Origin of the sequence: Nocardioides sp. Leaf285, assembly GCF_001422955.1 — a bacterium.
Taxonomy (GTDB): Bacteria; Actinomycetota; Actinomycetes; order Propionibacteriales; family Nocardioidaceae; genus Nocardioides; species Nocardioides kribbensis.
Genome location: NZ_LMNH01000003.1, coordinates 921,861 through 942,488, shown reverse-complemented (window position 1 = coordinate 942,488; position 20,628 = coordinate 921,861). Strand labels below are relative to the sequence as shown.

The 20,628-nt window shown below is 74.4% G+C and carries 17 protein-coding genes and 1 pseudogene; 6 read left to right on the top strand and 12 right to left on the bottom strand.

What is annotated here, in order from left to right; genetic code table 11:
* Nucleotides 1-154: 154 nt before the first annotated feature.
* A pseudogene (locus ASF47_RS22225) lies at nucleotides 155-1,351 on the top strand (DUF222 domain-containing protein); the annotation flags it as partial.
* A gap of 304 nt (nucleotides 1,352-1,655) precedes the next feature.
* A complete protein-coding gene (locus ASF47_RS12725) occupies nucleotides 1,656-2,342 on the top strand; it encodes a TetR/AcrR family transcriptional regulator (protein ID WP_056864302.1) in 687 nt (228 codons plus the stop codon).
* Nucleotides 2,343-2,413: 71 nt separating this feature from the next.
* On the opposite strand, the gene ASF47_RS12720 is transcribed toward ASF47_RS12725, so the two are convergent.
* Nucleotides 2,414-3,697, bottom strand: coding sequence for an acetyl-CoA C-acetyltransferase (locus tag ASF47_RS12720; RefSeq protein ID WP_056864301.1), 1,284 nt, complete (start codon nucleotides 3,695-3,697; stop codon nucleotides 2,414-2,416).
* 135 nt (nucleotides 3,698-3,832) lie between these two features.
* On the opposite strand from ASF47_RS12720, the gene ASF47_RS12715 reads away from it, so the two are divergent.
* Nucleotides 3,833-5,167 (top strand): 3-oxoacyl-ACP reductase, encoded by a 1,335-nt coding sequence (locus ASF47_RS12715; protein WP_056864300.1) that lies wholly within the window; start codon nucleotides 3,833-3,835, stop codon nucleotides 5,165-5,167.
* A 1-nt stretch (nucleotide 5,168) separates the two neighbouring features.
* Complete coding sequence (locus ASF47_RS12710) at nucleotides 5,169-6,065, top strand: MaoC/PaaZ C-terminal domain-containing protein (protein WP_235558735.1); 897 nt, start codon at nucleotides 5,169-5,171, stop codon at nucleotides 6,063-6,065.
* 100 nt (nucleotides 6,066-6,165) lie between these two features.
* On the opposite strand, the gene ASF47_RS12705 is transcribed toward ASF47_RS12710, so the two are convergent.
* Nucleotides 6,166-7,566, bottom strand: a complete 1,401-nt coding sequence (locus ASF47_RS12705; protein WP_156697878.1) for an MFS transporter — start codon at nucleotides 7,564-7,566, stop codon at nucleotides 6,166-6,168.
* Between the two features lie 96 nt (nucleotides 7,567-7,662).
* On the opposite strand from ASF47_RS12705, the gene ASF47_RS12700 reads away from it, so the two are divergent.
* Nucleotides 7,663-8,139 carry a winged helix-turn-helix transcriptional regulator gene (locus ASF47_RS12700; RefSeq protein WP_200919062.1) on the top strand — a complete coding sequence of 159 codons (477 nt, stop codon included), beginning with the start codon at nucleotides 7,663-7,665 and terminating at the stop codon, nucleotides 8,137-8,139.
* An 88-nt stretch (nucleotides 8,140-8,227) separates the two neighbouring features.
* Here the strand turns inward: ASF47_RS12700 and ASF47_RS22190 are convergent, their stop codons facing one another.
* The 9 genes from ASF47_RS22190 to ASF47_RS12655 all read right to left on the bottom strand — a co-directional run bounded on the left by ASF47_RS22190 (nucleotide 8,228) and on the right by ASF47_RS12655 (nucleotide 18,703).
* Nucleotides 8,228-9,487, bottom strand: coding sequence for a M23 family metallopeptidase (locus ASF47_RS22190; RefSeq protein ID WP_056864298.1), 1,260 nt, complete (start codon nucleotides 9,485-9,487; stop codon nucleotides 8,228-8,230).
* A gap of 214 nt (nucleotides 9,488-9,701) precedes the next feature.
* The gene (locus ASF47_RS12690; RefSeq protein ID WP_056864297.1) at nucleotides 9,702-10,577 is read right to left on the bottom strand and encodes an acyl-CoA thioesterase; all 876 of its coding nucleotides are present in this window, start codon (nucleotides 10,575-10,577) and stop codon (nucleotides 9,702-9,704) included.
* Nucleotides 10,574-11,428: an acyl-CoA thioesterase gene (locus ASF47_RS12685; RefSeq protein WP_056864296.1), complete on the bottom strand. Its 855-nt coding sequence runs from the start codon at nucleotides 11,426-11,428 to the stop codon at nucleotides 10,574-10,576. The genes ASF47_RS12690 and ASF47_RS12685 overlap by 4 nt, the downstream gene beginning before the upstream one ends.
* A 2-nt stretch (nucleotides 11,429-11,430) precedes the next feature.
* Nucleotides 11,431-12,432, bottom strand: a complete 1,002-nt coding sequence (locus ASF47_RS12680) for a PAC2 family protein (protein WP_056864295.1) — start codon at nucleotides 12,430-12,432, stop codon at nucleotides 11,431-11,433.
* Between the two features lie 190 nt (nucleotides 12,433-12,622).
* Entirely contained in the window at nucleotides 12,623-13,594 is a 972-nt protein-coding gene (locus ASF47_RS12675) for a homocysteine S-methyltransferase family protein (protein ID WP_056864294.1), read from the bottom strand.
* A gap of 98 nt (nucleotides 13,595-13,692) precedes the next feature.
* Nucleotides 13,693-15,189, bottom strand: a complete 1,497-nt coding sequence (locus ASF47_RS12670) for an amino acid permease (RefSeq protein WP_056864649.1) — start codon at nucleotides 15,187-15,189, stop codon at nucleotides 13,693-13,695.
* 134 nt (nucleotides 15,190-15,323) lie between these two features.
* Nucleotides 15,324-17,279, bottom strand: a complete 1,956-nt coding sequence (dxs, locus tag ASF47_RS12665) for a 1-deoxy-D-xylulose-5-phosphate synthase (protein WP_082500254.1) — start codon at nucleotides 17,277-17,279, stop codon at nucleotides 15,324-15,326.
* Between the two features lie 18 nt (nucleotides 17,280-17,297).
* Nucleotides 17,298-18,254, bottom strand: a complete 957-nt coding sequence (locus tag ASF47_RS12660; protein WP_082500349.1) for an SMP-30/gluconolactonase/LRE family protein — start codon at nucleotides 18,252-18,254, stop codon at nucleotides 17,298-17,300.
* A complete protein-coding gene (locus ASF47_RS12655) occupies nucleotides 18,251-18,703 on the bottom strand; it encodes an NUDIX domain-containing protein (RefSeq protein ID WP_056864293.1) in 453 nt (150 codons plus the stop codon). Before ASF47_RS12655 ends, ASF47_RS12660 begins: the two co-directional genes overlap by 4 nt.
* 48 nt (nucleotides 18,704-18,751) lie before the next feature.
* Here ASF47_RS12655 and ASF47_RS12650 point away from each other — a divergent pair, with 48 nt between their 5' ends.
* A complete protein-coding gene (locus ASF47_RS12650) occupies nucleotides 18,752-19,792 on the top strand; it encodes a glycosyl hydrolase family 18 protein (RefSeq protein WP_156697877.1) in 1,041 nt (346 codons plus the stop codon).
* Between the two features lie 28 nt (nucleotides 19,793-19,820).
* Here ASF47_RS12650 and ASF47_RS12645 read toward each other — a convergent pair whose 3' ends face one another.
* Nucleotides 19,821-20,600, bottom strand: a complete 780-nt coding sequence (locus ASF47_RS12645; protein WP_056864291.1) for an isocitrate lyase/PEP mutase family protein — start codon at nucleotides 20,598-20,600, stop codon at nucleotides 19,821-19,823.
* Nucleotides 20,601-20,628 lie beyond the last annotated feature (28 nt).

Below are 20,628 nucleotides of genomic sequence, written 5' to 3'. Positions count from 1 at the left end.
GAAAGTAGCCCCGACCCCCACCGAGCCCGGCACACCACCGTGTCGGCCTCCTCCGCTGACCACGAGGCGTCCACAGCCGCGGTCGTGGCGTCAATGCTCCCCAGGTGCACCCACTATCGGCCCCCGCGGACGGCGTGGACGGTTGGCTGTGGCCATGTCCATGACCGCCCTCACCTCGGCCGCGACGCGGCCACCCGAGACCCTCGCCTCGCGGGCCCGGGCCGCCCTCGGCGCCCTGGCCGACGCGCCCTGGGACGTGCTCGGCGACGACGACCTGCTGGCGAGCGCCCTCGACCTCGTCGCGGCCCGGTCGGCACTGCGGGCCGCCGAGGCGCGGGCCCTCGTGGAGATCGATCGTCGCGACCTCGCCCGCCGCAGCCTGGGCTGGGGCTCCACCGCCGACTGGCTGACCCACGTCGCGGGTCTCCGGGTCTCCCAGGGTCGCCAGGCCGTCGCCCACGCCCACGAGCTGGTCGGCGACCGGGCGGCCACGCTGGCCGCCCTCGTCGCCGGCACCGTCAGCCCCGAGCAGGCCGCCCTCGTGATCGACGCCGTCGAGGAGCTGCCCGCCGAGACCGCCCTGCGCACGCGGGCCGAGACCTCGCTGCTGGAGAAGGCCGACCACCTCCACGCGACCGACCTCGCGCGGGCCGCCGTACGCGTGGTCGACGAGGTGGACCCCGGGCGCGCGGCCCGAGAGCGTGAGCGTGAGCGCGACCGTCTGGCCCGTGCGTCCCACCGCCGTCGGTTCCTGTCGATCAGCGACGACGGCGCGGGCGGGGTCAGGGTCCGCGGGCGCGGCAGCGCCGAGGACGCCGCGGTCCTGCGCCAGGCGCTGCTGCCGCTCACCGCCCCCGCCCCGTCGGTCGACCCGCAGACCGGTGAGCGGCTCAGCGACCCCCGGGACCACGGCGCCCGCACCTGGGACGCCCTGGTGCAGGTGGCGCAGCACGCGCTCGACACCGACGCGGTGCCCGGATCGCACGGCGAGCGCACCCGCGTGAGCGTCACGATCCCCTGGGAGCAGCTGCGGGACGCCGCCGGCGCCACGCGCGGCGGGGAGACCGACGACGGCCTCACGCTGAGCGCCGGCACGGTGCGGCGGATGGCGTGCGACGCCACCGTCATCCCCGCCGTCCTCGGCGCGGAGTCCGCCGTGCTCGACCTGGGCCGCGAGGCGCGCGTGGTCTCAGCCTCGCTGTGGCGCGCCCTGGTGGCTCGCGACACCCACTGCACCTTCCCCGGCTGCGGACGTCCCCCGGTGATGTGCCACGCCCACCACGTCGAGCACTGGGCCGACGGCGGCCCCGCCGCCCTGGGCAACCTGGCGCTGCTCTGCGGGCACCACCACCGCACCATCCACGTTACACCGTGGCAGGTGCGGACGGGCTCGGACGGCCGACCGGAGTTCCTCCCACCGACAGGTCTGTCGGAGACCGGCTCGCATGCATCCTCCACGTCCGGCGACGCGCCGGGCCCGCACGACGCCTCGGAGGACCGGTCCGACGCACACGCCACGCCACGCCCTCAGGCTGGGGCAGGACCCGCCGCCGCGCCGCAGGTGCCCGACCAGATCCGGACCCACCGCACGACGAGGACTGACGGTCCCGTCACAGCCGTGCAACTGAGAGTTGCACCAGTCGTACGATACGGGGATGGTCACTGCCTCAGAGACGGACGGACGGCGATCCGCCGCGGCTGCGCGCCGGCGCGCCCGCGAGAAGGAGATCATCGCGGCGACCCGCGCGCTCTTCGACCAGCGCGGGGTGCGCGACGCCCAGATCGAGGACATCGCCAAGGCCGTCGGCATCAACCGAGCGATCGTCTACCGCCACTTCACCGGCAAGGAGGAGCTCTTCGCCCTCACGCTGGTGGGCTACCTCGAGGAGCTCCATGCCGCGCTCCAGGCCGCCGCTGCCTCGGCCGAGGAGCCGCGGGAGCGTCTGCAGCTGATCGTCGGCGCCTTCGTCGACTACGGGCTGGCCCACCCGGCCTTCGTCGACTGCGCCCAGGCCCTCATGCGGCGCTCCGGCCCCGAGCTCCTCGACGAGATCTCCGAGGGTGCCCTCTTCCGCCTCGGTCGGGGCATCTCGACGTGCCTGGCCGTGCTCTCCACGGTCCTGGAGGACGGCACCAGACGCGGGGCCTTCGGTGTCGGCGACCCGACCCTGCTGGCCAACACGCTGTACGCCAGCGGCCTCGGCGCCCTGCAGCTCGCGCGGGTCGGGATCCTCGTCAAGGAGGCGGCGCCGGGCATCCCCACCGTCGGTGAGATCTCGCCGGAGCAGGTGCGTCAGTACCTCGTCGCCTCGGCCCTGGCCATGGCGTCCCTCGGCGTCTAGGACACCCGGTCCCGACGCACCAGGCCCGCCCGACGTTCGTCGGACGGGCCTGGTGGGTGTGCGGCAGAGACTCAGGGGCGCTCGAGGATCGCGGTGACGCCCTGACCGCCGGCAGCGCAGACCGAGATGACTCCCCGACCGCTGCCCTTCTCCGCGAGCAGCTTGGCGAGGACGTTGACGATCCGTCCGCCGGTGGCGGCGAACGGGTGCCCCGCGGCGAGCGAGGACCCGTTGACGTTGAGCTTGGAGCGGTCGATCGAGCCGAGCGGGGCGTCGAGACCCAGGCGCTCCTTGCAGAAGACCGGGTCCTCCCAGGCCTTGAGGGTGGAGAGCACCTGCGAGGCGAACGCCTCGTGGATCTCGTAGAAGTCGAAGTCCTGCAGGCTCAGGCCCTCGCGCTGCAGCATGCGCGCCATCGCGTAGGCGGGGGCCATCAACAGACCCTCGCCGCCGTGCACGTAGTCGACCGCGGCGGTCTCGTAGGCCGTGAGGTAGGCCAGCACGGGCAGGCCCTTCTCCTCGGCCCACTCCTCCGAGGCGAGCAGCACCACCGAGGCACCGTCGGTGAGCGGGGTGGAGTTGCCCGCGGTCATCGTCGCGGCCTCGCCCTTGCCGAAGACCGGCTTGAGCTTGGCCAGCTTCTCCACCGAGGAGTCGGGGCGCAGGTTCTGGTCGCGCTCGAGCCCGCGGAAGGGGGTGATCTGGTCGTCGAGGAAGCCGGCCTCGTAGGCCTTCGCGAGGTTCTGGTGGGAGGTCGCGGCGAGGGCGTCCTGCTCCTCACGACCCACCTGCCACTCCAGCGCGGTGAGCGCGGCGTGATCACCCATGGCCAGCCCGGTGCGGGGTTCGCCGTTCTGGGGGATGCTCGGCACGAGGTCGCCGGGACGCACCTTGGCCAGGGCCGCGAGGCGACCCTTGAGGTCCTTGGCCCGGTTGGCCTCGAGGAGGATCTTGCGCAGTCCCTCCCCCACGGCGATCGGTGCGTCGGAGGTGGTGTCCGAGCCACCGGCGATACCGACCTCGATCTGGCCCAGGGCGATCTTGTTCGCGACCTGGATCGCCGCCTGGAGACCGGTGCCGCAGGCCTGCTGGATGTCGGTGGCGGGGGTCTCGGGTGAGAGCTTGGAGCCCAGCACCGCCTCGCGGGTGAGGTTGAAGTCACGGCTGTGCTTGAGCACGGCTCCGGCCACCACCTCGCCGAGGCGCTCGCCCTCGAGGCCGAAGCGGGTCACGAGGCCGTCGATGGCGGTGGTGAGCATGTCCTGGTTCGACGCGTCGGAGTAGACCGTGTTGGACCGGGCGAAGGGGATGCGGTTGCCGCCGATGACGGCGACGCGACGAGTGGTGGGTTGCATAGGGTCATCCTTGCGTCGACAGGCCTCGCAGTGAAGCCTGTGAGGGGCACGTCACGATGTGTGGACGCTGAGTTACACATCGGGTTACATGACCGTGCCCCACGATCTCCCACCACCACACGGAGGACCACCCGCATGAGCGACAAGTACCAGAGCTTCTCGCAGTCCCCGCTCGGAAAGCTGCTGGTCAAGAACCTCGGCCTCCCCGCCCCCATGAAGCTCGAGCGGTACGCCGAGGGCGCTCCGCTCGTCGACGGCATCGTCGCCGTCGGGGGACGCGGCCGCCTCGCCGAGTCGCTCGGCGGCATCCTCTCCCAGCTCGGCGTCGAGAGCACCGACGCCCCGGCCGAGGGATCCAGGCTCAAGGGCCTGGTCTTCGACGCCACCGGCCTCACGTCCTCCGACCAGCTCATCGCCCTGCGCGACTTCTTCACCCCGCTCATGCGCAGCCTCGCGACCTGCCCGCGCGTCGTCGTGCTCGGCACCCCGCCGGAGCTCCTCGAGGGGGGCGAGCGCGTCGCGCAGCGCGCCCTGGAGGGCTTCACCCGCAGCCTGGGCAAGGAGATCGGTCGCGGCGGCACGGTGCAGTTGGTCTACGTCGCCGAGGGCGCCGAGGCGTCGGTCGCCAGCACGCTGGGCTTCCTGCTCTCCCCGAAGTCGGCCTACGTGTCGGGCCAGGTCGTGCGCATCGGCGCCACCGGCTCGACCGACGCGCCCGCGGTCACCGACTGGACCCGCCCCCTGGCCGGCAAGGTGGCCCTCGTGACCGGCGCCAGCCGCGGGATCGGCGAGCAGATCGCGCGGGTCCTGCACCGCGACGGCGCCACCGTCGTGGGCGTCGACGTGCCCCAGGCCGCCGACGGCCTGGTGAAGCTCATGAACGAGCTCGACGGTGACTGGCTGACCCTCGACATCACCGCGAAGGACGCCCCGCAGCGGATCGCCCAGCACCTCAAGGACAAGCACGGCGGCGTCGACGTGGTGGTCCACAACGCCGGCATCACCCGCGACAAGAAGCTCGCCAACATGTCGGAGGACCGCTGGGAGTCGGTCATCGCCGTCAACCTCACCGCCCCGGAGCGCATCAGCCGCGAGCTGCTCGACCAGGGCGTCGTCAACGCCCACGGCTCGATCGTCGGCGTGGCGAGCATCGCCGGCATCGCGGGCAACGTCGGCCAGACCAACTACGCCGCCTCCAAGGCCGGCGTCATCGGCCTCGTCGACTCCCTCAAGGGCGAGCTCACCGACGGCATCACCGTCAACGCCGTGGCGCCGGGCTTCATCATCACGCAGATGACCGCGGCGGTGCCGTTCGCGACCCGCGAGGTCGGTCAACGCCTCAACGCGATGTCGCAGGGCGGTCTGCCCGTCGACGTCGCCGAGACCGTGGCCTGGTGCGCCGACCCCGCGTCGAGCGCCGTCAACGGCAACGTGGTCCGCGTGTGCGGCCAGATGATGCTGGGGGCCTGACGTGGCCGGCACCGGGGCGCCGCAGTCCCCCCGCCTGGTCACCCCCGGCTCCGGGGCCGTGCCCACGCTGCTCAAGGCCGCCCTCCCGTCGATCCCCGTCGTCGGCTCCCTGCCCGGTGTGAGGAAGGGGCCGGCGTCGTCCTTCTCCGGCCTCACCTTCACCCGGCCGCCGGTGACCGTCGAGCGGGCCCACGTCGAGGCCTACGCCGAGGTCTGCGGCTTCCCGAGCAAGGACACCGCGCCGCTGACCTACCCCCACATGCTCGCCTTCCCGCTGCACATGGCGATCATGACCGAGCCGTCGTTCCCCGCACCCGCCATCGGCACGGTGCACCTGGAGAACGCGGTGACCGGCCACCGGCCGGTCGCGGTGGGCGAGAGCCTGACCGTGACGACCAGCGTGGGAGCCCCCCGCCCCCACCCCAAGGGCACGGTCTACGAGTTCGTGGCCGAGGCACGGGTGGGCGAGGAACTGGTCTGGGAGAGCACCTCGACCTACCTGCGCCGCGGACGCGGCGACGCCGACGCACCGAGCGGGTCCTCCTTCCCCGACACCTCGCCCAACGGCACCGTGTGGCGCCTGGCCGGCGACCTGGGCCGCCGCTACGCCGCCGTCTCGGGCGACCACAACCCGATCCACCTCTACCCGTGGACGGCCAAGGCCCTGGGCTTCCCGCGCCAGATCGCCCACGGCATGTGGAGCCTGGCGCGCTGCGTGGCCGCGATCGAGAACCGGCTGCCCGACGCGGTGCGCGTCGACGCGGCCTTCAAGAAGCCGATCCTGCTGCCGGGCTCGGTCGAGCTCGGCACCCGTGTGCTCGACGACGGCATCGCGTTTGCGCTGACCAACCCGCGGTCCGGCGCCCCGCACGTGGTGGGACGCAGCACCGCGCTCTGAGCCCGCCCGCCAGCCCCGGTCACCAGCCCCGGTCACCACGCCCGGTCGCGGCAGCCGATCACGTCCTCGCGCCCTCCTCGCCCAGGCGAGTAGGGCGCGCTCACGTCCGGGGCCGACCCAGGACGGCGATGGCGGCGGCACCGAGCACCGTGAGCGAGGCCGACACGACAACGGCGACGTTCCAGCCCGCCACCAGCGCGGCCGGTGCCGTGTCGCCCGACCCGGCGTGCGCCGCGAGGGTCACGGTGAGGGTGATGCCACAGGCGGCGCCGAGGTAGCGAGCGGTGTTGTTGGCACCCGAGCCCATGGCGGCGCGCGCCGGCGGCACGCTGGCGACCGCCTCGCGCCCGAGCAGAGCGTTGAGCACCCCGGTGCCCAGCCCGGAGACCACCATGGCGAGCGCGACCCGGGTCACCGCGGAGCCCTCGTCGAGCCCGAAGCCGATCATCTGCCCACCGGCCACGACGAGCAGCACCACCGCCACGGGCCTGCCGCCCTCGAGCGGGTGGCGCACGAGGCGCACCAGCAGCGAGGCCACCACGCTCGCCGCGGCCCAGGCCACGACGAGCAGGCTGCCGACCCACAGGCTCTCCCCCAGCCCGGCCTGCGCCAGTGTCGGCACGTACGACGAGATGCCGATCATCCCGAGGCCGAGCACCAGCGATCCCCCGGTCGCCGCCCGGAACCGCGGGTGCGCCAGCAGCGCGGGCTCCACCAGCGGCTCGCGCACGCGGCGCTCGACGACCACCATGGCCGCCAGCGCGAGGACCCCACCCACGACGAGGCCGACCACCGGGCCGTCGACGCCGTCACGCCCCTCCGTCAGCGCCGCGACCAGGCACGACATGCCGAGCACCAGCAGGGCGAGCCCGGGCAGGTCGACGCGACGCGCCGCGGGCGCGGAGACGGGCAGCGCCCGCACCGAGGGCAGCAGCAGCAGCGCGGCCAGCGCTGCGGTGACGACGTACGTCTCGCGCCATCCCGACCCGAGGTCGAGTGCGGCGGCGAGGAGGGCGCCGGTGGCGATGCCCAGCCCGACGCTGGCGCCCCACACCGACGTCGCATGGGCCCGCGCGGGCCCCGGGGCGTGGGTGTGGGCGAGCAGGGCCAGCCCGCAGGCCAGCACGGCGGCGCCGCCCACGCCCTGCACGACGCGGGCCCCGATCAGCAGGAGCGGCTCCTGGGCCAGGCCGCACACGAGGGCACCGGCACCGACCGCCACCAGGCCGGCGAGGTAGACCCGGCGTCGGCCGAGGGCGTCGCCGAGCACGCCGGTGGCGAGGAGGGCTCCGGCCAGGCCGACGCTCATCGAGCTCAGCACCCACGCCTGCGCGGCGGGACCGGCACCCAGGTCGGCGGCCGCAGCAGGCAGCGTGGCCATCGGGGTGACGTAGGTGACGAGGACCAGGGCCGTGCCCAGCGCGACGACGGGCAGTGCCCGCGCCCCGGCCTCCCGGCCCGTGAGGACGTGACCGGAGGACGGTTTGACATTCAAACTCACACCGCAGGACAGTACACAGGTGAGGACCTCCTGGACACCCCGTCGCGCGCCCCGGCGCGCCCGGCCGGCCGTCGCCGAGGGCAGGGACCGGGACCGGTGAACGAGTCTCCGATCTCCGCACCGGTCCCCCCGTCGGCCGCGACCCTCGACGCGACCCCCGACTCGACCCCTGCAACGACCCACGTCGCGCTCGACTCGCTGCCGGGGCGGCCCTGCCCGGCCGCGGCGGCGCTCGAGGTGGTCGGCGAGCGGTGGTCGCTGCTGGTCGTGCGCGAGCTGGCGATGGGCAGCGGGCGCTTCACCGACATCGTGCGGGGCACCGGGGCGCCCCGCGACCGGGTGGCCGCGCGCCTGCGCTCGCTCGAGGCGGCCGGCGTCGTGCGACGCACCTCCGACACCGCGGGCGACGCAGCGGGCAACACGGCGGGCGCGCGGGGCGGCTACGCGCTCACCCCCGCGGGACGCGACCTGCTGCCGGTGCTGGACGCGCTCCTCGCGTGGGGGCGGACCCACGCGGTCGCCCCCGACGACCCCCGACGCAGGAGTGACTACCCCCGCCTCGCCGCCGACTGACAGTCCCGCCACCGACAGCACGCCGACCGACGGCACCCCGGCCGGCCCGACCCTGGTCCAGGCCCGGCCTGGCGCGCCGGGCCAGCCCTCAGCGCGCCCGGCCGAACCTCAGGTCCTGCACCGTGGCCCGAGCGGCCGTGGGCGAGGTCGCCCGACGCTCGGAGAAGGTCGCGGTGGCGGGGTCCCAGACGCCGACGTCGGTGCGCAGGTTGCCGTCCCAGTCGCCCACCACGGGCAGGTCGCCGGGCTCGCCGAAGACCACGTCGGCGGTCCAGGCCAGCCCGTCGTCGTCGACGCGGCGCAGCATGAAGGTCGCGGTGGCCTGGTCGTAGACGCCGAGGTCGGTGGTGCCGTTGCCGTCCCAGTCGCCGGTGACCGGGACGTCGTCGGCGTCGCCCAGCACGGCGGTCGACACCGTGCCGTCGGCGGCCCGCATCCGGAACTGCGCGGTCTTGGCGCGCCACACACCGACCTCCCACAGGCCGTCGCCGTCCCAGTCGCCGGCGACGGGCTCGTCGGTGGCGTTGCCGAGCACGACCGTGGCGAGCCCGGCCCCGGTCTTCAGCGTGAAGGTCTTGGTCGACGGTGTGCGCACGCCCGGGTTGGTGAGCCCGTCACCGTCCCAGTCACCGACCACGGGGTCGTCGGTCGACGTGCCCAGCCGCACGACGCGGGGCTTGGCACGGGGCCGCTGGATCCGGAACTCCGAGGTGCCGGCACGCCGGTAGACCGCGAGCTCCGCGGGTGCGTCGCCGGCGAAGTTGCCGGCCAGCGGCACGTCCACGCAGTTCTGCGAGTTGACCGTGCTGCCGTAGACGAAGGGGGCGCCGTGGAACCACGCCTCGATCACCGAGCGGTCCTGGCGCTCCTCGAAGTGCAGGTGGGGGCCGGTGGAGTTGCCCGTCGAGCCCAGGGTGCCGATCTGGGCGCCCTGGTCGACGCTCTGCCCGGTCACGACGACGACGTCGTTGAGGTGGGCGTAGAGGGTGCTCTCCCCGCCGCCGTGGTCGATGACCACGTAGTGGCCGTAGCCGGAGGTGCCGGTGGGCGCCGCCGTGGTGACGACGCCGGGCGCGGCGGCGACGACGGGGTCGTCGACGTCGTCGGTGCGGTTCCAGTCGATCGCCCGCGAGCTGGGGCTGTGGCTGGACCGTGTCGTGCCGGTCCAGGTCTGGCCGCACGGGAACGGCACCTCGTACGCCGTGTCCGGCGCCGCACCCGCCGGCGCGGCGAGCACGAGGGTGGGGCACACCAGGGCCAGTCCGGTGGCGCCCAGCACGACGCGGGTGGACCAGGGGCGGCCACGGACGGCACGGGGCTCGGACGGGAGCGGGGACCAGGGGGGCATGGTGAGGACGTCCTCGGGGTGGGCGCGCGGAGGACGTCGCGACCACCGGACACGACGAGGCACGTCGCTGTGCCTCGCGCTCATCAGCCCCAGGAGTCGTCAACCGTCACACGAGTAGACACACGAAACCACGCTCTCGGCGTGTCTGTCACGAACTACAGCGATGTAATGGTAGTGCCCTCTGGACCAGCGCCATGCGCGGGTCAGCCACGGGTCAGCCGCGGGGCGGACGGATCAGGCCCTCCTGGGCCACCGTGGCGACGAGGAGTCCGTCCCGGGTGAAGACCCTGCCGATGGCCAGACCCCGCGCGCCGTGGGCCGACGGCGACCACTGGTCGTAGAGCCACCACTCGTCGGCCCGGAAGGGCCGGTGGAACCACACCGTGTGGTCGAGCGAGGCCATCTGCACCCCCGCCGGACGGTCGTGGGCGGCCAGCGTGGCGCCCAGCAGGCTCATGTCACTGGCCCAGGTGAACGCGGCCAGGTGGAGGTGCGGGTCGTCGGGCAGCGCCGCCGCCATCCGGAACCACAGCTGCGCGCGAGCGGGGTGCAGCGGGTCCTCGGCCAGTCCGTGGCCGGAGGTGCCGATCGAGCGGGCCTCGACCGCACCCCACTCGCGGGCCAGCTTGGGTCCCTCGCCGTCGCCGCGCGAGGCCATCTGCGAGAGCAGGTCGACACCCTGCTCGGGCGCGGGGACCTCGGGCATCGCGTCCTGGTGGTCGAAGCCCTCCTCGGCGCGGTGGAAGTTGGCGGTGAGGTAGTAGATGGGGCGCCCGTGCTGGCGGGCGGCCACGCGGCGGGTCAGGAAGGAGCGGCCGTCGCGGATGCGCTCGACGTCGAAGACGATCGGCACGTGCGGGTCGCCCGGCAGCAGGAAGTAGGAGTGCAGCGAGTGCACCTCGAAGCCCTCGGGCACGGTGTGGATGCCCGCGATGAGCGCCTGCGCGGCGACCTGGCCGCCGAAGACCCGCGGGCGGCCGTAGTCGACGGTGGCGCCGCGGTAGAGGTCGTCGTCGAGCCGCTCCAGGTCGAGCAGGCCCAGCAGGTGGGCGACCGCGGCCTCCGGGTCGGGGACGAGCCCGCTGGTCATGTCGTCTCCTTCTCCACCGGGCGCAGCAGCGCTTCCTGGGCCACCGACGCCACGAGGGTGCCGTCGGGGGTGAACACCTGGGCGTTGACCAGTCCCCGTCCGCCCTGGGCGGCCGGCGAGACCTGGTCGTAGAGCCACCACTGGTCGGCGCGGAAGGGCCGGTGGAACCACACGGCGTGGTCGAGGGAGGCCACCAGCGTGCCGCGCGACCCCAGCCGCAGGCCGTGGGGGCTGAGCGCGGCGCCCATCAGGCTCATGTCGGAGAGGTAGGTGAAGGCCGCGACGTGCAGGAAGGGGTCCTCCGGCAGCTGCTCGCGCACCCGCAGCCACAGCCGCTGGCGGCCCGGGTGCTCGGGGTCGGGCGGCAGCAGGTCGTGGGAGCTGCCGACGTAGCGCAGGTCGGCCACCTCGAACTCCTCCCAGGAGCGGTCGCCCTCGCGCAGCATCGTGGTGGGGTCGAGGCACTCCTGCGGCGCCGGCGCGTCGGGCATCCGGGACTGGTGCTCGCGGCCGGGCTCGGGGCGGTGGAAGTCGGCGGTCAGCGCGAAGATCGGCCGGCCGTGCTGGCGTGCCAGCACGCGGCGGGTGGCGAAGGAGCGACCGTCGCGCAGCGGCTCGGCGTCGTAGATGATCGGCGTCGTGGTGTCGCCGGGCTGGAGGAAGTAGGAGTGCAGCGAGTGCACGGCGTAGGCCGGGTCGACGGTGCGCTGGGCGGCCACGAGGGCCTGCGCGGCGACCTGGCCCCCGAAGACCCGCGGCAGCCTCGACTGCTGGACCGCGCCGCGGAAGAGGTTGTCGTCGATGGTCTCGAGGTCGAGGAGCGCCACCAGCTCTCGGGCGTCGCGCGGCACGCTCAGTCCCGCCCGGTGGTGTCGGGCCCCGCCACGTCGGGGCCCTGGTCGTCGGGCTCCTCCAGACCGGCCAGGAACTGCTCGAACTGCTGTCCGATCTCCTCACCCGTCGGCAGCGGCTCGTCGGGGGCCAGCAGGTTGCCGCCCGACTCCTCGGCGCGCTCGAAGGCGTCGTACTGCCGCTCGAGGGCCTGCACGACGTCGTCGACCTCCGCGTTGTCGGCGAGGTAGGCGGTGATCTCCTCCTCGCGCTGCTCGGCCTCCGCGTGCAGCACCGACAGGTCGAGGGTGAGGCGCCCGGCCAGCTCGACCTGCTCGAGCAGGGCCGCCGAGGCACGGGGGTAGTCGAGCTGGGCGAGGTAGTGCGGGATGTGGGCCACGAAGCCCTGCGCGGGGTGGCCCCACTCCCCCAGCCTGACCTCGAGCAGCGCCTGGGCGCTGCTGGGCACACGCAGCTCGCCGCGCCACGGGCTGGTGGCGCCCAGCAGCAGCTCGGGGTCGTTGGCGTGGTGGGTCAGCGCCACGGGTCGGGTGTGGGGCACGGCCATCGGCACCGAGCCCATCGAGACCACCCGGGTCACCCCGAAGCGCTCGACGACCTCGCGCACGGCACGGGCGAAGGCCTCCCACCGGTTGTCGGGCTCGGGTCCCTGGAGCAGCAGGTACGGCGTGCCGCCGCTGTCGCGCAGCAGCCGCACCACGAGGCGCGGGGCGTCGTAGGAGGCGTAGTGGTCGCGCACGAAGGAGATCGCGGGGCGACGGGCGCGGTAGTCGTGCAGCTGGTCGACGTCGAAGGTCGCGACCACCCGGCTCGACGAGGGCACGGCCGGGGGGCCGAGGAGGCTGTCCTCCTCGAGGTCCACGAGGTGGCGTGCGGCGCGGGCGGCGGCGTTGCCGGCGTCGAGGAAGCCGTCGAGCACCAGCACCATGGTCAGGTGCTCGGGCGAGCCGTCGAGCTCGGGCACGTCGTCGACGATGTGCACCAGGCGGGGTTCGGCAGGCACGGCGTCCTCTCGGCACGGTCTGCGACGGGCGCAGAAGCGGAGGCCCGCCGGGCAGGCGGGCCGGGTGTCGGTGGCCCGAGCACCGTAGCGGACCACGGTATTCCCCCCGCCGACCGCTCGTCGCGACAGCCCGTGCGGCGGACCGCCAGCAGGTGACGCCACCCACAGCCGGCTCGGCCGGCGGCCCGGCTCAGCGCGCCCCCAGCAGGGCGCGACCCGGAGGGCCGGCCCACAGCGCGGCGACGTGGGAGACGTCGGTGCCGCAGCAGCCGCCGAGCACCCGCAGCGCCGGGAGCCGCTGCCGGAGGTGCTCGGTGCGGTCCACGAGCAGGTCGAGGTCTCCCTCGTCGAGGGTCTCGGCGGCGTCGAGCTCGGCGTGGCTCAGCGTCGAGGCGTTCGGGCGGAGGCCGAGGATGCGGGAGCGCCAGCCGCTGTCGTCGCCGTCCCCGCTGTCGTCGCCGCCGTCGAGGGCGCGCGCCACGTGGTCGGGGTGGGCGCAGTTGACGAGGTAGCCGTCGGCGGGCGCCTCGCGCTCCAGGCGGCGGACCGCGTCGGCCAGGGCGGTGCCGTCGGGCAGGGTGCCGTCGGTCTCGACGGTGAAGGACACCGCCACCGGCACGCCGACCGAGCGCGCCGCGCGCACGACGCCGACCGCCTCGGCGGCCCCGGTCATGGTGTACGCCGTCACCGCGTCGACGCCGGCCCCCGCCAGGGCAGCCACCTGCGGCAGGTGACGGCTGGCCGCGTCGTCGGGATCGAGTCGCTCGCCGGCGACGTAGCCGTCGCCCAGCGGCCCGATCGTGCCGATGACCCGCACGGCGAGCAGGTCGGTCAGTCGCCCACGCAGGGCGTGCACCAGGTCCACGGCCCGGTGGTTGAGGCCCGCCGCGGCGTGCGCGTCGTGGCCGAGCGACGCGGCCCACTCCGCGCCGGCGCGCCACGTCGGGGTCTCGAGCAGCAGCCCCGCCCCGACCCGGCGGGCCACGTCGGCGTACCCGAGGTAGTAGTGCTCGAGGAGATCGCGTCCGCGTTCGTCGTCGACCAGCGGGAAGGCGGCGAAGGCGGGCAGGTCGACGCCGTGGTGGAAGATCAGGTCCGTCTCGAGCCCACCGTCGGTGACCCACGCGGCCGCGTCTTCCCACGGTGGCGGTGTGCCGGCCACGGCTGGTCCTCCGTCCCGGGACGTCCGGGCGCCCCGGTGGACGTCCTACCCGCCGAGCCGGACCCGGGCCAGGGTCGGAGGTCCTCCCCTGGCTGCGGTCAGTCGCGCGCCGCGGCGCCGGCCGCGGCGCGGCCGAGCTTGGCGTGGCTGCGGCCGTAGACGAAGTAGAGGGCGAAGCCGAGCGCCATCCACACCAGGAAGCGCAGCCAGGTCTCCGCGCTCAGGTTGAGCATCAGGTAGAAGCAGATCAACGCCGAGAGCACCGGCAGCACCGGCGAGAGCGGCACCCGGAAGGAGCGCTCGAGGTCGGGGCGGCTGCGCCGCAGCACCGGCACGGCCAGCGAGACCAGGAGGAAGGCGGTCAGCGTGCCGATGTTGACCATCTCCTCCAGCTTGCCGATCGGCGTGAGGGAGGCCACCAGGGCCACCACGACGACGATGCCGATGGTGATGGTGAGCGGCGTGCCGGTGCGGCGGTCGACACGGGCGAGCTTCACCGGCAGCAGGCCGTCGCGGGCCATCGCGAAGAAGACGCGCACGGCCCCGATCATCAGCGTCATGACCACGGTGGTGAGACCGGCTACGGCGCCGGCCGAGATCAGCGTGCCGATGCCGTCCTGGCCGCGGTCGATGAAGGCCCGGGCGAGCGCGGCCTCGGGGTCGATGTCGCGGTAGTTGACCATGCCCACGATGACCAGGGCGACGGCGATGTAGAGCACCGTGCAGATCGCCAGCGAGCCCAGGATGCCGCGCGGCAGGTCGCGCTGCGGGTTGCGGGCCTCCTCGGCGGTGGTGGCGACGACGTCGAAGCCGATGTAGGCGAAGAAGACGACCGAGGCCGCCGACACGACGCCCAGGACGCCGTAGACCTGCGGCTCGATGCCGAAGAGCAGCTGCACGAGCGGGGCGGTCAGCCAGGTGCCACCGGTCTCGGCCGTGCCGGCGGCATCGGGCACGAAGGGGGTGTAGTTGCTGCCGTCGATGTAGAACAGGCCGGCCACGATGACGAAGAGCACCACGAAGAGCTTGACCGCGACGAGCACCAGGTTGACGCGCAGGCTCTCCTTGATGCCGAAGGCGATGAGGGCGCCGAGCACGGCCACCAGCAGGAAGGCGGCGAGGTTGAACGTGGCGTCGGGGCCGAGCGAGGCGGGCCAGGTGACGCCCAGCTGGTCGAGCAGCGTGACGAAGTAGGTGCTCCACCCCTGGGCCACCACGCTCGCTCCGAGCATCAGCTCGAGGAGCAGGTCCCAGCCGATGATCCACGCCACCAGCTCGCCGAGCGTGGCGTAGGAGAACGTGTAGGCCGAGCCCGACATCGGCAGCGTCGAGGCGAACTCCGCGTAGCAGAGCGCGGCCAGCGCGCAGCAGATCGCGGCGATGCCGAAGGAGAACACCACCCCGGGCCCGGCGTAGTCGGCGGCGACCCGGCCGGTGAGGGTGAAGATCCCGGCGCCGATCACGACGCCGACGCCGAAGACCGTGAGGTCGAGGGCGGTGAGGTTCTTCTTCAGCGCGAACTCGGGGTCGTCCCCCGAGGCCAGCGACTGCTCGATCGACTTGGTGCGCAGGAGACCGGTGCGTGTGCGACTCACCCGGAGACCGTAGAGCACCACCCGCGCTCGTCGCGAGCGTCCCCCGGGCGGGTCGCGCGGTGGATCCGCGACCACCACCGCCGCCAGCGGCCGTCCCTACCCCCCGGGGCGGGTCGGACCGCTGCTCGCCGCCGCTACCGCGAGCCCTCGGCGCTGCGCTCGACGGGCTCGACGGGCTCGACGGGCTCGACGGGCTCGACGGGCTCCGCAGCGGACGCGGGGCCGTCGAGGGCGGAGATCCGCTCCACGATCCCCAGCGCCAGGGTCTGCGGGGTCAGGCCGATGCGCTCGAGGATCACCCCGCGCTTGGCGTGGTCGAGGAACTCCTGGGGCACGCCGTGCAGCTGCACGGGGGTGGTCACACCGGCCTCGTTGAGGGTCTGCAGCAGCACGGCGCCGCAGCCGCCCACCACGCCGTTGTCCTCGATGCTGACCACGAGGCGGTGCTCGCGGGCCAGGTCGACGATCGCGGGGTCGACGGGCTTGACCCAGCGGGGGTCGACGACGGTGACGCCGATGCCCTGGGCGGTGAGCCGCTCGGCCACCTGCACCGCGGTCGTCGCCATCGAGCCCACGCCGACGACGAGCACGTCGCGGGCACCGGAGCGCACGAGCACGTCGGCGCCCCCCGCCCGGTCGACGGCCTCGACGTCCTCGGGCGGCGGACCCTTGGGGAAGCGCACCACCGTGGGGGCGTCGTCGACCTCCACGGCCTCGTTGAGCAGCTCGCGCAGCCGGGTCGCGTCACGGGGCGCGGCCAGCCGCAGCCCCGGCACCAGCTGGAGCATCGACATGTCCCACATGCCGTTGTGGCTGGCGCCGTCGTCGCCGGTGACCCCGGAGCGGTCGAGCACGAAGGTGACGCCGCAGCGGTGCAGCGCGACGTCCATCAGCACCTGGTCGAAGGCGCGGTTGAGGAAGGTGGCGTAGACGGCGAAGACCGGGTGCAGCCCGCCCATCGCCAGGCCGGCGGCCGACGTGGCGGCGTGCTGCTCGGCGATGCCGACGTCGAAGGTGCGCTCGGGGAAGCGGGCCTGGAAGTGGTGGAGGCCCACGGGGTGCATCATCGCCGCGGTGATGCCGACGACGTCCTTGCGGCGCTGGCCGATGCGGACGATCTCGTCGGCGAAGACGTCGGTCCAGATGCGGCCCTTGGGGTTCTCCTCGCCGGTGTCGACGTCGAAGGGCCCCGGGGAGTGGAACTGGTCGGCCTCGTGGCGCTCCGCGGCGTCGTAGCCGAAGCCCTTGCGGGTGAGCGCGTGCACGATGACCGGGCCGCCGAAGCGCTTGGCCTGGGCCAGCGCGTGCTCCATGGCCGCGCGGTCGTGGCCGTCGACGGGGCCGACGTACTTCAGGCCGAGGTCCTCGAAGAGGCCCTGGGGCGCGAGGGCGTCCTTGAGGCCCTTCTTCACCGCGTGGAGGGCGTCGTAGGCCGCGCCGCCGACCGCCGGCACGGAGTTGAGCCGCTTCTTGACCTGGTCGAGCAGCTGCTCGTAGCGCGGGTTGGTGCGCAGCGACGTCAGCGCGGTGGCCAGGCCGCCGATCGTGGGGGTGTAGGAGCGGCCGTTGTCGTTGACCACGATGACCAGCCGGCTGTCCTGGGCGACGGCGATGTTGTTGAGCGCCTCCCAGGCCATGCCGCCGGTGAGCGCGCCGTCGCCGATGACCGCGACGACGTGGCGGTCCTCGCCCCGGATGGCGTAGGCCTTGGCCAGCCCGTCGGCGTAGGACAGCGCGGTTGAGGCGTGGGAGTTCTCGACGATGTCGTGGGGCGACTCGGCCTGGCTGGGGTAGCCCGAGAGGCGGCCCTCCTGGCGCAGGCCGTCGAAGTCCCCGGCGCGACCGGTGAGCAGCTTGTGCACGTAGGACTGGTGGCCGGTGTCGAGCACGACGCGGTCGTGGGGGCTGTCGAAGACCCGGTGCACGGCCAGGGTCAGCTCCACCACGCCGAGGTTGGGGCCGAGGTGGCCCCCGGTGCGCGCACACGTCGCGACGAGCACGTCACGGATCTCGGAGGCCAGGGCGTCGAGCTCGTCGTCGGCCAGGTCGCGCAGGTCGCGGGGTCCGGTGATCTGCTCGAGGAGTCCCATGGGCCCGAGTTTACGACCTCACAGGTCGACCACCGCGATCGCCGACTCGTGCAGGCTCCCCAGCCACACCCGGCCCTCGTGCTCCCGTACGCCGGTCACCATGTGGTAGCCGCCCGCGTCGCCGTCGACGTCGTGCACGAGCCGGCCCGCGTCGTCGTAGGCCTGCACCCGCAGCGTGCGGGCCGGCTGGGGCTGGAGCGGGGCGGGCAGCCGGGTGGCGGCGCGCTGCAGCCAGGTCGGGCCCTGCTGGAGCCGGGTGACGACGGGGTCGGTGGGGCTGGCGATCGTGACCCAGACCAGCCCGTCGCTGCCGCGGGCGATGTTGTCGGGGTAGCCCGGCAGGTCGGTGGCCAGGTGGTCGCGGCTGCCGGCACGGGGGCCGGTGAGCCACAGCCGCACCACGGTGCGCGCGGCGGTCTCGGCGACCGCGACGTAGGACCCGTCGGCGGCGAGCGCCACGCCGTTGGCGAAGGCCAGCCCGTCGAGGGCCACGGTGACCGAGCCGTCGGGGTCGAGGCGCAGCAGCCGCCCGGTGCGGGTGTCCTGCACGAGGTCGTCCTTCCACCGCTCGATGCCGAAGCGGGTGGAGGAGTCGCTGAGCCAGACGGTGCCGTCGTCGCCGATCGCGGCGTTGTTGCAGAAGACCATGCGCCGTCCGCCGACCTCGGCCAGCAGCGGCTCGACGGTGCCGGTGGCGGGGTCGACCCGCAGCAGGCCGCGGTGGGCGTCGCAGACCAGCAGCCGGCCGTCGGGGTCGACCTCGAGGCCGAGGGGCCGGCCGCCGGTGCGGGCCACGCGCTCGAGGTGGGAGCCGTCGTGGGAGACCCGCCACAGCGCGCCGTCGGCGGTGCCGGTGTAGACCGCGCCCTCGTGCCGGCCGCCGGTCGCCACCACGACGTCCTCGGCGCCCGGCCCGGGCACGGCGTGCACCCGGGGCACGGGGGCGCCGGCGCCCCCGCCGCGGGCGGTGCTCACGACCACACCCCCGCGCCGAGCTCGCGGTAGAGCGCGGAGTCGAGCAGCTCGGGCACCGCGATGCTCGCGCTCCCCCCGAGGTCGAGGCGCCGGGCCTGCTCGGGCTCGACGAACACGATCCGGCGCCCCTCCCCCAGCACGACGTCGTCGTCGGTGAGGTCGGTGGCGGCCACGAAGACCGCGACGGGGTCGGTGGTGCCGTAGGCCGCGTGGTGCACCTGCAGCTCCCGCAGCAGGCGCAGCTCCTCGGGCGCCACCACGATGCCGGTCTCCTCGGCCAGCTCGCGCGCCGCGCCCTCGGCCCAGCCCTCACCGGGCTCGAGGTGCCCCCCGCACAGGCCCCACTTCTCGGGGTCGATGCGCGGGTGCTCGTCGCGCTCCTGGAGCAGCAGCCACCCCCGCCGGTCGACCAGCACCACGCACCCGAACCGCTTCGCGTCCTCGCTCACCCCGCCAACCTAGACCGCGCGGGGACCGGCTCGTGGGAGCCTGGGGCGGTGCACCGACCACTCCCCCGCGCCACACCCGTCCTGACCGTGCTCCTCGCGCTCCTGCTCCCGCTGACCCTCACGGCGCCGACCTCCGCGGCCGGGCCCGCGGCCCCCACCGCGGACGACCCCGGCCTGGTGGTCACGGGGTACGCCGTGGGCAGCGCCTCGGACCGTCTCGTCGCGCGCAACGCCGCGGGCCTGGACACCCTCACCGTGGCCGGTGTCGGCCTCCACGCCGACGGCGACGGGGTGGGTCGTCCGACCGCGGACATGGCCCGGCTCCTGCGCACCGCCCACGCGGAGGGCCTGCGCGCGGAGCTGGTGCTCAGCAACTACAGCAACCGCCTCGGCGGCTTCGACACCCGCGCCGTGGGCCGGCTGCTCCTCGAGCCGGCGCACGTGCGCCACGTGGCGCGGGTCGTCGCGCGCGTCGTGGCCGCCCAGGGCTGGGACGGCGTCAACGTCGACCTCGAGTCGATGCGCCGTCGCCACGGCCGGGGGCTCGTCTCGCTGCTGGAGGCGCTGCGCGCCCGCCTGCCGCAGGCCGCGGCGCTGTCGGTCGACGTCTCCGCGCGCACGTCGCGGGAGGGCTACCTCGAGGGCGGCTACCGCCTCGGGGAGGTCGCCGACGTCGTCGACCTCGTGCAGCTGATGACCTACGACCAGCACGGACCCACCTGGTCGGGGCCGGGGCCGGTCGGCGGACTGGACTGGCAGCGCCGCAGCGTGACCGCGGCGCTCGAGCAGGTGCCCGCCGCGATGCTCGACCTGGGCGTCGCCGGCTACGGCTACACCTGGCCGCGGCGCGGCACCGGCCACACCGTGCTGGTGCGACGGGCGCGCCAGCTGGTCGAGGCCGACGGCGCCACGGCGCGCTGGCGGGCCGCGGAGGGCGAGTGGACCGCGCGGCTCTCCGCCGGCACCCGGCTCTGGTGGTCCGACGCCCGGTCCTACGCCGTGCGTCGCGCCCTGGCCGCCGAGCTGGGCCTGCACGGCCTCGCCGTGTGGCGCGTCGGCTCCGCCGACACCCTGCCCGCGCCGGGCTGAGGCGACCCGGGGGCGCCGCGCCGGACGGTCAGTTCAGCGGGCGCATCGACGACGGCACGCCGCCGCCGCGGTGGACCTCCTCGACCAGCTCCTGGAGCGCGGTGAGGGCGACCCGCTGCGACATCGGGCCGTAGGAGACGCGCGCGACGCCGAGCTCCTCCAGGCGCGCCAGGGAGGGGGTGCCGGGCAGGCCGATGGTGGTGAGGCGCTGCGGACCGAAGGCCTCGACCAGGGTCGTCACCTGCTCCTCGGTGAGCGGGCCGGGCACGAAGACCAGCGGGGCGCCGGCGTCGAGGTAGGCCCGGCCGCGCTCGACGGCGTCGCGCAGGACCTCCTCCGGGTCGCGGTCGCCGCCGAGCACGAAGGCGTCGGTGCGGGCGTTGAGCACGAAGTCGGGCACGCCCTCGGCGCGGGCGGCCTCCATCACGGCGGCGACCTGCGCGGCCGCCTCGTCGACCGGGCGCAGCTGGTCCTCGAGGTTGGCGCCCACCACGCCCACGCCGATCGCGCGGCGGACGGTGGCGGCGGCGTCGCCGTACCCTCCCTCGAGGTCGGCGGTGACGGGCAGGTCGGTGGTGGCGACGATGCGCCCGACCGCCTCCAGCATGAGGTCGAGCGGGATGTTCTCGCCGTCCTCGTAGCCCCACGAGGCCGCGATCGAGTGGCTCGCGGTGGCGAGCGCCTGCGTGCCGGGGGTGTCGGCGACGACGCGGGCGCTGATGGCGTCCCACACGTTGACGACCGTGAGCAGCGCGGGGTCGCGGTGCAGCTGGAGGAGTCGGGTGGCCTGGTCAGGGGTGCTGGTCATGGTCTCGACGCTAGCCACGCCCCCCGCC